This window comes from Rhodococcus sp. MT28 (assembly GCF_058792695.1).
The window spans coordinates 21709-33555 of record NZ_JBXAFD010000022.1 but is presented as its reverse complement, the minus strand read 5'-3'; the positions used below and the strand labels follow the sequence as shown (position 1 = coordinate 33555).

14 protein-coding genes and 1 pseudogene are annotated in these 11847 nt (G+C 66.9%); 12 read left to right on the top strand and 3 right to left on the bottom strand.

Translation table 11 applies throughout. The features are described from left to right. The 6 genes from AC1Q6C_RS31550 to AC1Q6C_RS31525 form a co-directional block, all read left to right on the top strand. Positions 1-354: HNH endonuclease family protein (locus AC1Q6C_RS31550; RefSeq protein WP_492667023.1), on the top strand; the 354-nt coding region annotated here is incomplete at its 5' end. Between the two features lie 24 nt (positions 355-378). After that, on the top strand, positions 379-915 hold the full coding sequence (locus AC1Q6C_RS31545; protein WP_058037203.1) for a hypothetical protein: 537 nt from the start codon (positions 379-381) through the stop codon (positions 913-915). Positions 916-1195: 280 nt separating this feature from the next. Beyond that, positions 1196-3466: an ADP-ribosyltransferase gene (locus AC1Q6C_RS31540; protein ID WP_245219947.1), complete on the top strand. Its 2271-nt coding sequence runs from the start codon at positions 1196-1198 to the stop codon at positions 3464-3466. A gap of 62 nt (positions 3467-3528) precedes the next feature. Continuing rightward, the gene (locus tag AC1Q6C_RS31535) at positions 3529-3714 is read left to right on the top strand and encodes a helix-turn-helix domain-containing protein (protein WP_058037204.1); all 186 of its coding nucleotides are present in this window, start codon (positions 3529-3531) and stop codon (positions 3712-3714) included. Further along, entirely contained in the window at positions 3711-4796 is a 1086-nt protein-coding gene (locus AC1Q6C_RS31530; protein ID WP_058037205.1) for an ADP-ribosylglycohydrolase family protein, read from the top strand. The genes AC1Q6C_RS31535 and AC1Q6C_RS31530 overlap by 4 nt, the downstream gene beginning before the upstream one ends. A 49-nt stretch (positions 4797-4845) precedes the next feature. After that, entirely contained in the window at positions 4846-5559 is a 714-nt protein-coding gene (locus tag AC1Q6C_RS31525; RefSeq protein WP_058037206.1) for a hypothetical protein, read from the top strand. A gap of 52 nt (positions 5560-5611) precedes the next feature. Here AC1Q6C_RS31525 and AC1Q6C_RS31520 read toward each other — a convergent pair whose 3' ends face one another. Further along, positions 5612-6763, bottom strand: a complete 1152-nt coding sequence (locus AC1Q6C_RS31520; protein WP_058037207.1) for a pentapeptide repeat-containing protein — start codon at positions 6761-6763, stop codon at positions 5612-5614. Positions 6764-6897: 134 nt separating this feature from the next. Here AC1Q6C_RS31520 and AC1Q6C_RS31515 point away from each other — a divergent pair, with 134 nt between their 5' ends. Together AC1Q6C_RS31515 and imuA' are read left to right on the top strand one after the other, a co-directional pair. Then, entirely contained in the window at positions 6898-7095 is a 198-nt protein-coding gene (locus AC1Q6C_RS31515; RefSeq protein ID WP_058037208.1) for a hypothetical protein, read from the top strand. A gap of 260 nt (positions 7096-7355) precedes the next feature. After that, positions 7356-8126, top strand: coding sequence for a DnaE2-dependent mutagenesis accessory factor ImuA' (gene imuA' / locus AC1Q6C_RS31510; protein WP_058037209.1), 771 nt, complete (start codon positions 7356-7358; stop codon positions 8124-8126). A gap of 5 nt (positions 8127-8131) precedes the next feature. On the opposite strand, the gene AC1Q6C_RS31505 is transcribed toward imuA', so the two are convergent. Next, positions 8132-8329 (bottom strand): hypothetical protein, encoded by a 198-nt coding sequence (locus AC1Q6C_RS31505; RefSeq protein ID WP_156423075.1) that lies wholly within the window; start codon positions 8327-8329, stop codon positions 8132-8134. Positions 8330-8642: 313 nt separating this feature from the next. Between AC1Q6C_RS31505 and AC1Q6C_RS31500 the strand changes: the two are divergent. From AC1Q6C_RS31500 to AC1Q6C_RS31485, 4 genes and pseudogenes are all read left to right on the top strand, one after another. Then, positions 8643-9401 (top strand): annotated as a pseudogene (locus tag AC1Q6C_RS31500) (DUF6884 domain-containing protein); the annotation flags it as partial. 115 nt (positions 9402-9516) lie between these two features. Beyond that, a complete protein-coding gene (locus AC1Q6C_RS31495) occupies positions 9517-9876 on the top strand; it encodes a hypothetical protein (RefSeq protein WP_058037213.1) in 360 nt (119 codons plus the stop codon). A gap of 191 nt (positions 9877-10067) precedes the next feature. Beyond that, complete coding sequence (locus AC1Q6C_RS31490; protein ID WP_058037214.1) at positions 10068-10652, top strand: hypothetical protein; 585 nt, start codon at positions 10068-10070, stop codon at positions 10650-10652. A 193-nt stretch (positions 10653-10845) separates the two neighbouring features. After that, a complete protein-coding gene (locus tag AC1Q6C_RS31485; RefSeq protein ID WP_058037215.1) occupies positions 10846-11337 on the top strand; it encodes a hypothetical protein in 492 nt (163 codons plus the stop codon). 186 nt (positions 11338-11523) lie between these two features. Here the strand turns inward: AC1Q6C_RS31485 and AC1Q6C_RS31480 are convergent, their stop codons facing one another. Continuing rightward, positions 11524-11718: a hypothetical protein gene (locus AC1Q6C_RS31480; protein WP_156423076.1), complete on the bottom strand. Its 195-nt coding sequence runs from the start codon at positions 11716-11718 to the stop codon at positions 11524-11526. Positions 11719-11847 lie beyond the last annotated feature (129 nt).

The window sequence follows — 11847 nt, the reverse complement described above, 5'->3', positions numbered from 1 at the left end:
GTCGCCCACATATCCCGAATCCGTGGAAGGAAGCCCAGGATGATGTCAACGGCACTACCTACTAGCTACGGATTACACCTGTACCCGCTCTCGCGGAGTTGGCGTGCAGGAGCTGCGAACTGGACGCTGGAACAGCGGAAATCGTTCGCCAACGACACCGCGCTGAACCTGATCGCCTCGGACGGTCCGGCGAACCAGGCCAAGTCCGACAAGGGCCTGGACGAGTGGCTGCCGCCGAACGCGGCGTACCGCTGCGAGTACGCGAAGAAGTTCCTGACCGTGGCCGCAGCGTATGACCTCGCAGTCACCACAGGAGACGTCGCCGCCGCGCGCACCGCGTGCAGCGCCCGGTAACCACCACCCGTCCAAGGAGGATCCATGACGAACGACACCCACACCGCGTCCACAGCCGCCGAGCGGCGCAAGGAGCGACGCGAGATCGACAAGCGTGCACGGAAGCTTTCCAAGCGCACCGCGGAGTTCCGGCGTACCTACATAGGGCTGACTGATCTCGACGTGCCGACCTCGAGGGAGGTCGTCGAGCGCTACACCGTGCTGCGGGATTCCGGACGTCTGCCCGCGGACTCGGACGAAATCGCCGGCACCATCACATGGGTGCGGCGTTGGCACGAATCGGACGTCAACGTCCTCTACGCCGCCGTGGCGATGGTCCTCGGGCTCACCGGAACGGTGATGTCTCTCAGCCTGATGAACTGGGGAACGAGCCTCAGTTCGCTGTCGGGTGCCGATCTCGCCCGGGACGCACTGGTGGCGGCCGTGGGCGGAGCGATCGTGGCAACGCTGTTCTGGGGTGCGCGCCTGCGGCAGGTGTCGGAGACGTCCGCCGTGTTCCGCGCACATGCCGATGCACTCCTGACCCAGGTCGAGAACGCGGATCCGGCAGCGAATGTCTGACGCAGCGGTGAGGTTCCTCCTCGGAGTCGCGGCTGTTCTCGGACCCGCCTACGCCATCGCGGCGGTGAGCGTTGGGCTGGGGCCGCGGCTCCGAGGTCGGATTCCGAGCCAACACATGGGTCACAACCTCGACGTTCAGGATTGCCGCACCGTGCATCCCAGTTGCAACAATGAAAAGCGGTATTGTAAAGTCGGCGTCTGACAGGGTCGCCGGAGACACCGCTCGGGCCGACCGCACGGACTAGGCCGCGGCAGTGGCTCGGGAGCGGAGGTGACCGGCATGAACAGCACATCTCGCGTCGCCGCCGGCCTCCAGTGCCCGCGCCCACTGGTCGATCGGGGAGAAGCCCTCTGGGGCACGGGGATCGGCCGAGGGGACGTGTCGTCTTCCCAGTACGATGCCCCCATGTGTCGCTCGAAAGGTCACGGAACCGGCCGCCGCTGCCCCGGCTGCGGAAGCTACGCCGCGGCCGCAAAAGCCAACGGAAACCGTCGTCTGGGCCGTGAGGCGCGGAAGAAGGTCGTCGACCACCTCAAGGCCGAAGGACTCCTCGACACCGCCGCCGCCATCCAGGCGGCCCCGCCGAGCGTCCTTCAGGAGTTCATGGAAGGTCTCGGCATCGACCCCGAGATCCTGGGCAAGACACCGATGCCGAGCACCCACTCGAACCCGCCCAGCGCGAAACTGCTGATCGCGCAGGCGAAGGCGGAGCGGGAGAAGCTGGCCGGCCCGAAGATCACCGCCGCGCAGGCCGCTCTCGCGGCTGCCGAGGAGAACGTCACGGCGGTCGACGCCGAGGCCGACGAGGCACGAAAGGCGGTCAACCGGTACCGCTCCCGCCTGCGCAAGGCCACGAAGGCACTGGAGGAGGGGACCGGATCTGCCACGGAGGTCGCTGAACTCCAGCAGCAGGTCGACGACGCCAAGGCCGCCTACGTCGACGCCCAACGCCGCCAGCTCGAGGTCCGCGACGACCTCGCAGCCGCGAAGTTCGGCCTGCGCGACGACATGACGGACGAGGACCGCGACGCCTACTACGCCGGGCTCAGCGACGACGACGTCGCGGCGATCAGCCGCTCGTACAACCGCAGGTACGCCGAGGAGGCCGCCACGGCGTTCGCCGAGGGCCCGCTGATCGGGCCGGCGGGGGTCGAACGGGACACCACCGTCTACACGTCGGGCACCATCCCGATGGAAACCGGCTCCGCTATCGAGCAGGTCGAAGGCCGCTACCTCGACGGCGGCACCGCGATCGTGCGCCGCGGCTCCGGCGACTTCGCTGTGCTCCAACGCAAGGGCGACTCCTACTACCCGGTGGCCACGGCCCACGGCAAGCAAGACGCCCTGGCGAAGGCGAACCGCATCCCGATACTCGTCGAGCCCGGCTCGCTGCCCGAGAACGCCACCGAGATGCAGCGCCAGGCCCACGCCGCCCAGGGCGACGTCCTGCTCGAGGTCGCCCGTCAAGCGGCCGCGGGGAAGGCCGCCACATCCGACGCCCAGAACAAGATCATCAGCGACCGCTTCACCAGCGAGGTCGAGAAGCTGACCGACGCGGTCGGTGCAGGCCCGGTCCGCGCGGACATCTACGACGGCACCAAACGCCACCGCAAGCGCATGCGCGAGCTGGCTGCGGTCGCGGCGGGGGAGAAGGCCCGCACCGACGCCCTGTCGGTCGGCAAGACGCCGGCGCAGGCCGACGAGGCGTACGCCCGTGCACACCGCCGGGCGCTCGGTACCGAAACCCGTGGCGGCGGCGTGATTCCGCACTTCGAGCACAAGATCCCGCCGGACAGCCTCGGCGCCGAGAAGCACGCGAGCCTGTACCGCAGCGGCATCCGCGCCTTCGGCAAGGAGACCGCCGACGACTACGCGGTCATCCACCAGCGGGCCGGTGACCTGAAGGCATGGGGATTCTCGGTCAGCGGGGAGAAGGTCCACACCTCCGACCTCTCTGGCCTCACGGCGACGAACTCCGCGTTCGTGACCAAGGTCCTCGACAAGTCCGAGCGCGGCGCGCTGACCACCTACACCGGCGGCAGCTACACGACCATCAATGCGGCTGTGACCGGCCGAGATCCGAACCCGTCCGCGTCGACGAAGACCACCGTCGCCGGCATCGAGTCCGCGTTCGACAAGTTCAACGAGCACAACCCGAACATCGAGCCGATGACCGTCATGCGCGGAACCCGGATCCCCAGTGGCTGGAAGGGAACGCCGGCCGAGTACATCGACGCCACCTTCACCGTCGGCTCGAAGATGCAGATCGGGAAGGTCACCAGCACCACGACCAAGCAGGCCACCGCGAAGGGATTCGCCGGCCACCCGCCGTACATGATGGTCATCCGCACCCGGTCCGGTCTGCCGGTCAAGTCGATCTCCCTGCACAGCGGCGAAGACGAGGTCATCGTCCCGATGGGAACCGACCTGCGCTGCGTCAAGGTCGACCACCACGGAATCCACGGCATGCCGACGGTGTGGCTGGTCGCCGAGGACCTGGTCGCCGAGGCCGACGGCGGAACCTACACCCCACTCAAGGCCGTCGCATAGCCTGAAAACGTAGTTCTAACAGCGAAAACGACACGTCCCCCTATCGAAGAGAGAAGGCCATCATGAGTGCACTGACCGACGAACAGCTCGACGACATCCGCGAGCGCCTCGAGCAAGGCATGACCCCCGACGACATCGCCAACTACCTCGGCCGCGTCGCCGACCTCGATCTGATCGAGATCGAGCAGGTCCGGACCGCGGCCAACGAGATCGAGCAACAGCAGCAGCAACAGGGGGAGAACCCATGACAGCACCCACCGCCAGCAACCACGCCACCCAGCTCGCCCGCTACGGCAACGCCCTGACCGGTCTCGCGGCCGGCGATGCCTGGGGCTACCAGGTCGAGTTCCGCAAGTACGCCGCCATGCCCGCCTACCCCGTGCCGGCGCCGGCGGGTGAGTGGATCATCAGCGACGACACCCAGATGACACTCGCCCTGCACGACGCGCTCGTCGACGTCGAGGACTTCGCCGACATCGAGGCCGTCACCGACGCGATCGTCCGCCACTTCGTCCTGTGGCAGGTCGACCCCGACAACACGCGCGCCCCGGGCCGCGCCTGCATGGGCTCGCTGCACCGCCTCCGCTCCGGAGCCCGCTGGTACGACAAGGACGGAGCCCGCGAATCCGCCGGCTGCGGCGCCGTGATGCGCCTGGTCCCAGCAGCATTCGTCCCCGAGCCGTACTGGCTCGGCCTGACCGCGCTCCAGGCCGTGATCACCCACAAGCACCCGCGCGCGATCGTTCCGGCGCTGCTGCTGGCCGATGCGATCCGCCACGCCCCCGACCGGCACGGCCGATTCCTCGACTCCGCGCTCGCCGAAGCCGACGCGATCTACGAGGGCACCAGCGGATGGCTGACGGATCCGTACCTCGCCGCCGTCCTCGACCCGTACGCGGGGGACGTGTCATCAGTGCTGGTAAACGGTCTGAACGACGAGGTCGTGGAAATCCTGCTCGTGGCCGCGGAGACCCGGGACCGCCTCGACGAGCTCGCCCCGACCGAGTTCGGCGATCCGTGCGCCGGCATCGGCGAAGGCTGGGAATCCGCCAGCGCCATCGCACTCGGCCTGCTCGCCGCCGACATGGCCACCGCACCCGCCGGGGCCGAGACCGCCCCGCTCACCGGCCCCGAGGCCCTGGCATGGGCTGCGACGAGCAACGGCGACTCCGACTCGATCGCCTGCATCGCCGGCGCGGTAATCGGTGCCGCCCACACCACGCCCGACTACTGGGCCCTGGCCGGCCTGACGCCGCGGTTCGAGCCGCGGTACACCGCCGAGATCACGGCTGCCGCGGACACGCTGCCCGGCGCCTCCGCGACCGCCTGATCGGGGTGACACCCCGTAGGTGAAATGGGTTGTGAACTGCAAACATGACATGTCCCCTCCTCCCGTCTCGCGGGAGGAGTCGGTCGGATCCGTTGCAGGACAGCACTACAACGAGGGGGAGTCGATGCAGCCTGTGGTCACGTCAGTCTTCGGTGGCGTACTGGTCATCAGTGGGATGGTCGGGGCCGCCTGGGCGCATCGCGCAGCCGAACGTCGGGGCCGCGCCGACAACTTTTTCGCATACGCGTGGACCACGGTGGCCGTGTGGTTTGGGCTCTTGCCACTCATCGACGGCGCGCGCCTGCCTGCGACCGTGCAGGACCTCGCTTACGCGGTGGTGGTCGCTGGTGGGATCGCTGTGACCCTGTGGTGCGTCTTCTGTGGCGTGCGGGCCCGGCGGGCGGAGTTCCGTGCGCACCAGCTCGAGCGCCGGGCCGACGGCGAGCCCACCTCGCGCTACTTCTGGAGCCCGTGGAGCATCTTCGGGTGGACCCTCGGTCTCGGATTCGTCGTCGTCTTCGGGATCGGGATAGCCATCGGCTCGACTGTGGGCGTCCTTCTCGACCAGGCGACCGCCGACGACGTCGAGCGGATCGCCAAGAATCTCGCCAACGTCATCTCCGCCTGCGCCTTCGCGCTGGTGCCCCTCGCGGCTGCGGCCGGAGCCTGGCGATGGTGGAGCATCCACCGCGAAGGTCGTCAACAGTTCGCGGAACCACCCAAAGACAATGTCGCCCAGCCGGAAGTGGGCTACTACCAGTGAATACTCATCCCAGTAGGTAGTCCCTCTTTCGTGGCGGGCAGCGGGTGCCGAGTCAGTCAGCCACGCGAATCGGCTCCTCGGCCGGGACAGTGTCTGATAACGGCCCATGCCGTCGTGGATCCAGTAGTTCGATCTCATCCACCTGAAGGCTGGAAGGGCTCCCGCCAAGTACCGATCTCCAATAGCTGTTATGCGGTGTGAGCCCCCTGGCGGCCCACCCAGGCGGCCGCGAATGGAGTCCGACCGGCCAGACCGTACGTTCGTTCGTTACCCCGCAAACCCCCGTAGGCATGCGCGAAACACCCGTGAGGTCGGCGTCGTCGAACATCCATCCCAGATAGGCAGACTCCGCAAGAGCGAAGGTTGTCTCATTTCCGGTGAGGCGGGCGCCCTGGAACGACACAACCTTGCCCATGAAGTGAGAACCGTCGAAGATTGTCCGACGGGTGAAGCGAGCATCGACGAAGGATGTCTGATCGCTGGTGAAGTGAGCGTCGCGGAAGTTCGTTAGTCCGCCGGTGAAGTGAGCGTCGCGGAAGTTGGTCATCCTGCCACTGAAGTGAGCGCGGAAGAAGCTGGTGTGCCCGCCGGTGAAGTTGGCTTCGAAGAAGTCCGCCGTGCCGGTGAAGTGAGCGCCGTAGAAGGATGTGGGCCCGACGCTGAAGTGGGCGTTGCGGAAGGTCGTCACCTCGCTGGCGAAGCAAGCACCGTAGAAGGACGTTATCTCTGGGTGGGAGAAATGAGCGTTGCGGAAGGTCGTCAATTTGCCCGTGAAGCGAGCTTCTTGGAACTGGGCATCTCCTACGAATACACACGCGCTGAGATTGAGGTTGTGGAGGTGCGCGCCGGTCAGATCGAAGTTCATGTGGCTCCACGGACCGGGACGCAGGTTGGTGTGAGGGCCGGGAACTGCTGAGGACGATGTCCGTAGATGCGCCGCGATGACGCGGACGATGGTCTCGCGAACAGCGAGATCGTCGAGGAGATAGTCGTGATGCTCCTCCAGTTCGACCGACCCCTCCGAGCGCGTGACCTTCCGCTTTGTAAGGCTGTATTCCCTGTTGGAGGGGGCGTAGGGCGATCGTAGGTAGCTGCACAGGACATCGACGCAGGCTTGGGCTTCGCGGAGTCGTTTGGGTTCGTCGACGTGGTCGTCGGCCAGCCATTCGTCGGCGAGAGTTTCCATCGAGGTGACGGCAGCCATGCGGACGATGAGCGCGGGATGGAGAGGCGAGCCGCGATGGTGCCGTACCGAGTCTGACGGTCACGCTCGATGCCTTCGCGGCGATTGTCGTAGTCGGAGTTGGCCTTCAAGATGTTCGAGTCATCAAGGGCTCGTTGTCGCCGGTAGGCAAGCACCGCAGCGGGGACCGCGATCGCTGCCGCACCGATCAGGCCGACTGTCCGGCCGTACCCGGCCAGGTCGGCGGTGAACACGGAGTGGCCGTCCTCGGTGACTCGCTCGGCAAGTCCCCAAACAGCTCCAACAGCCACCACGAGGGCAAGGACCGCGAGCGTGAGAAGAAGCCACGGTGACGCAGGTTTGGGCGCAACCCAGGCCAGTTGGGATGGCCTCTTCTGGTGGTTGGCCGGCTTCCGTTTCTCCGGTCCTGGGCCCGCTGCTTTCATGCGCGAAATGTACCGGCGGATGCGGCCGCCCCGCGGCGTTGTCCAGCGCGTACAGACTCCGTGATGAACCTATGGGGTATCAGCCCCCATAGGGGAGTGAGGCAATCTGAGCGCCACTAAATCGAACAGGTGTTCTATATTGGTGGTGCGTAGGTAGGAGTTCGAGAATGACCCGTGCGTTGGAGTCGAAGGCGGAGAAGATCGCTCACCTGCGGCAACGCATTGCGCAGATCCCTGCCCGATCGGTCACCGCACCCGACCCATCGCCGGTCATCGCGACTCCACGTCGAACCCATCCTGAAGAAAGCCCAGCAGCCTTGGCGTCCGCACCCGCTCTGGGGACGCTGCCGACACCAGCTCCGATCGCAGACCTGCTGCCTCATCACGGCCTGGTTCGAGGCTCGACAGTCCAGGTGTCCGGTGCTGCCGCCCTGCGCGTCGGGCTGGTCGCGTCGGTCACCGGCGCCGGGGGGTGGGCTGCGATCGTGGGGCGGCCGAAGTTCGGGCTGCTCGCGGCCGCCGAGATGGGCGCGGACCTCGCGCGGTGCGCGATCATTCCGGACGCCGGAGATGATCCGGCGGCCGTCGCAGCCGTGCTCGTCGACGGCGTCGACGTCGTCCTGTTGTCACTCGGCGGTGCCGATGTCCCGCCCAGCCGCGCCCGGGCTGTCACCGCCCGCGCCCGACGCAACGGCGCAGTCCTCGTCGTCACCGACGGTCGCTGGCCGGCCATCGACCTCCAGCTCGACGCGCGCGTGGCCGGCCACCGCGGCCTCGGCGCCAACGGCGGCCGCATCACCGGCCTCGACCTCGAGGTCGAAGCCCGGCCCCGCGGCCAGCGACCGCGCCGCGCCACTGTCGCGATCACCGGCCAGTCCGGCGACGTCACCTGGGCGACAACCCAAATCGACCCGACGCCGCTGAAGATCGCGCAATGATCGAGTCACCCGGCCTCGACGGCTGGACCGAGCCGTTCCCGGACGTGCCGACCCTGCGGCGGCTCCAGCCCCCGGTCGAGGTCGTCGTCGACACTTCCCACGTTCTGCCGCCGCCCGGTGGTTTCACCCGCGCCGACGGACTGCCCCTTCGCGTGCGCGCAGGAGGAATAGACCTTGCCGCGGCGCGCCTCGGCACCCTCCACTCTTGGCTCCGCGTCCGGGATGGCCGCTGGCTCGCGCAGGTGTGCGTGCCGGTGCGTTCAGCGAATGGTCATAGCGGACTGGATCTCTGGCTGTGGGTCGAGGCGTCCTGTGTGTCTCCGATCCTTCCTCCGCGTAGCCATAGGGGTTGACCTGCGCAGACGACACGTCCCGGATTGTCGTCGGCGAGCGCTGCCGCCTGGTTCGAGGGGTTGACTCACTGAAGTTGGACGAGCAATTGATCGGAAACTGCTGTGGCGCAAGCGTCACCGCGAGACCATCTGTTTCTACAATACAAAGTTATATTGTATTGTTATGGGTGTTGGTGAGCGATCTCACGCCAACCCTCCGACGAAAGCAGTCCACGACACGATGCCGCCGAATTACCGTCCGACCTTCCACTACGCCGACCCCACGCTGACACCCCCGGCCCCCGGCCGAGACCTGATCATGAAGGTCGGGCTCGTTCACTCCCTGCCCGGCATCGGCCCGAAGGACGGGGGCCAGTACATCGGAATCCCTCGCGCCATCGGCCCGCGGAACACCCGACTCTGGCAACCGTACGACCAGGTCGAAATGACCCTCCCCAACACCGACGTCCAGCTCTGGAACACCCCCTTCATCACCGGGGGACACCGCCGCGGCGTGTTCAACCTGGCCGAACGCCCGGACTGGCACTGGCTGCGCTGGACGATCGCCGACCATGTCGCCCACGACACCCACGACACCGCAGCCGCCCAGGAGGTAGCGCCGTTGGTCATCGTGCCGTGCGGAGCCACCAAGGAGCCCATTCCGTCACCGGCCGGCCAGCTCTACCGAGGCACCTACCACCGCCTCGGACTCCGCGCCGCCGCCGCACTCACCGGGCCCGAGTCCGTCCGCATCATGTCCGCCCGCCACGGACTCCTGAACCTCCACACCATCGTCGAGCCCTACAACCTGCGCCTCGGCCAGCCCGGAGCGATCACCACGGACCAGCTCCGGGACCAGGCCGCAGACCAGGGCCTGCTCGACCGCCCCGATGTCGTCCTCTTCGGTGGCCGTGACTATGTCGAACTCGCACAGCAGGTCTGGCCGCACGCCCGCACCCCTCTGGCCGGAGCACGCGGTATCGGAGAACAGCAGCAGCGCCTCGCCGCCATCGCCGCCGCCGGCCACCTGAACCGACCGCACGCACCTGGAGGCGCACATGACTGCCACCGAGACCGATCCGTTGACCAACTATTTCCCGCTGAACTGGGACGACCGACCGCGCGTCGAGCAGTGGAACGGCCACATCAGCCGCCAGGACTGGCTCACTCGCGACAAGGCCGATCTGGTGAGCATCATCGAACTGCTCGACCATCAGGTCACCACGGCGAAGCAGGACGCCCTCGACGCCGGGTTCCTCGCCGAGTGGCGGATCCACAAGCTGCTCGCCGAAGTCCGCATCGGCGCCCGGATCTACCTGCATCTCACCCGAGCGCGACGTCGAGGGCGCAAGACCGCGCGCATCGACGAGCTGCTGGGGCTCGGCGCCGACAGCCCCCGACTGGAGACCGCGAAGTAGGGGCGTCAACCAGGCCCGAGTGCGCTCCCCGCAGCAGCACCGCACCATGCGATGTCGGACGTCTCCTGTAGGCATGTCGACGCACGAAAAGCCAGGAATCCTAGCGGATTTGCGGCAGCCAATCCCCTCTAAATCTTCGTTTGCGTCGCACCTCGAATCGCCCACATTCCCTCTCTCGGAAGGAAATACAGATGACCCCCCGTTTCTCGCAGGTGTACCCCTATCCTTCGAGTTCATCGGCCGAGGTGGCCGTGAACCACTACACGAGCTGGTCCGCCGCCAACTGGTTCCTCGGGTACGCATTGATCGGTGTTGCCGTGGTCCTGGCCGCGATCGCTGTGGTGCTCTGGATCGCAGGGAAGTCCAACGACGACGATTTGGGTGTCCTCGGCACCGCAGCCCTTCTCGGCGTCATCTCGGCAATCATCGGAGCCATCGCCTTCTGGCAGGTCGCGCGCCACATCGAGCAGATCGAGTGGGTGTCCCTGCTGGGCCTGGCCATGATCGGCAGTGTGACCCTGGCCTGCTATCGGGCTGCACGCAGCGACCTGGCAGATGCGTTCGAGCCTTCGTACTACGTGCGTCGTTCGGCTCTGACCTATGCGATCCCCTTCGGGGTCTCCGGGGTCATCGTGCTGGGGGTGTGCATCGGTGACGGGGCGAATCGCTTGGCTGCCTCGGTCCCGATGGCCGTGGGCACGTTCGTCGGGCTCGTGGCCGCCGGTGCGCTCGGTCTCGTTGCTTACGCGGCGTCCTCGTCGAATGCTCGCCGGTAGCGCGCGGTTGTCGCGGAGCAGCGACGTCCGACCACGGAAGGCTCCACCCCAGCCCCCTGGACCGGGGCCTTCCGCGGTTGTCGCCATACTGCCGTGCCTGGTCGGGCCTGCGCTGAGCATCCTGGCGTAGATCCGAGGTGATCTGAGGCGGGGCGAGTAGAGGCGGCCACTACGAGAACAGGGAGAAGAAGCCATGCGAGCAACCAATCTCCGGGTAGAGCGAGCAGCCGTCGCAGCCACAGAACTGTCGCTGGCACGCTGCGCTGAGCTGTATCTGGCGCTGCCGGTCGTTGACCACGGAGCCGATCTGATGGCCTACCAGGTGGATCCGTTCCGCGTGGCAAAAGTCCAGGTCAAAGGATCAACGCAGGGAATGAAGGTGTACCGGCAGTACAGCCAGAGCCCGAAGATCGTGTCCTACGTCCTCGATCCGCTGGGGGCGGCCGACGTCGTCCTGCTGTCGGGGCAGGAAGCCTGGGATCTGCCATTCGAGTACGTCACTCGCGGCGGCGCTGCCAGCGACCACCGACGGGACAACGACTCCTACAACTGGGCGCGGCGGTCACAGCTACTCGAGTCGATGCTCGAGTCACGCCGCGCCACACCCGAACGCTGGCTCGATCTCTTCGAGCGGACAGCGACCCCCACGCACGCCAGAGAGGACCGGCCGGCAGAAGAAGCCTGACGATGAGTGCCCCTACCTGCTGGAATGGCACGTCCCCCTTCCCTTCATCGTTCGGCATTCCCCAACGAAGCGCGCACAACGAGGTCCACCCGTGTGGCTACGTGTCCTCCTGGGGGGCGTTGCGAACTCCATGACGCGATCGACACCCTGCCTGGGGTTCCGTGGTCTCGGGCGGGCCTTCCGCTGTCAGGTGACCGCGTCGACCGCAACGGGCTCGAAAGACAGGATCGCCAGCCCAGGTAGTCGGTGCACCGGACGGTCGGCGTGATGGCGAGGAGTCGCCTCGGGGTGGGTGAGATCGCGTACCTGGACGTTGAGAAGCCTGGCGAGCGCGACGGTTTTCCCACATCGGGTACAGATGCCCTGCCTCCCAGCGATCAACGTCCGGCTCCTGTACCCGGCATGCGAGATCGACCTGTGGGCCGACGTGGCTGCCGTGGTCGAGCAGCGTGCTGATGTACCAGGGGACGAGCTTGCCAGCCCGCCACAGCTCACGGTCGTCCTCGTCCG

What these genes read in the sequence shown, in the direction of transcription:
- AC1Q6C_RS31485 (WP_058037215.1), top strand. Translation starts at nt 10,846, where the DNA reads ATGCGAGCAACCAATCTCCGGGTAGAGCGAGCAGCCGTCGCAGCCACA.
- AC1Q6C_RS31540 (WP_245219947.1), top strand. Translation starts at nt 1,196, where the DNA reads ATGAACAGCACATCTCGCGTCGCCGCCGGCCTCCAGTGCCCGCGCCCA.
- AC1Q6C_RS31525 (WP_058037206.1), top strand. Translation starts at nt 4,846, where the DNA reads ATGTCCCCTCCTCCCGTCTCGCGGGAGGAGTCGGTCGGATCCGTTGCA.
- AC1Q6C_RS31545 (WP_058037203.1), top strand. Translation starts at nt 379, where the DNA reads ATGACGAACGACACCCACACCGCGTCCACAGCCGCCGAGCGGCGCAAG.
- AC1Q6C_RS31530 (WP_058037205.1), top strand. Translation starts at nt 3,711, where the DNA reads ATGACAGCACCCACCGCCAGCAACCACGCCACCCAGCTCGCCCGCTAC.
- imuA' (WP_058037209.1), top strand. Translation starts at nt 7,356, where the DNA reads ATGACCCGTGCGTTGGAGTCGAAGGCGGAGAAGATCGCTCACCTGCGG.
- AC1Q6C_RS31490 (WP_058037214.1), top strand. Translation starts at nt 10,068, where the DNA reads ATGACCCCCCGTTTCTCGCAGGTGTACCCCTATCCTTCGAGTTCATCG.
- AC1Q6C_RS31535 (WP_058037204.1), top strand. Translation starts at nt 3,529, where the DNA reads ATGAGTGCACTGACCGACGAACAGCTCGACGACATCCGCGAGCGCCTC.
- AC1Q6C_RS31495 (WP_058037213.1), top strand. Translation starts at nt 9,517, where the DNA reads ATGACTGCCACCGAGACCGATCCGTTGACCAACTATTTCCCGCTGAAC.
- AC1Q6C_RS31520 (WP_058037207.1), bottom strand. Translation starts at nt 6,763, where the DNA reads ATGGCTGCCGTCACCTCGATGGAAACTCTCGCCGACGAATGGCTGGCC.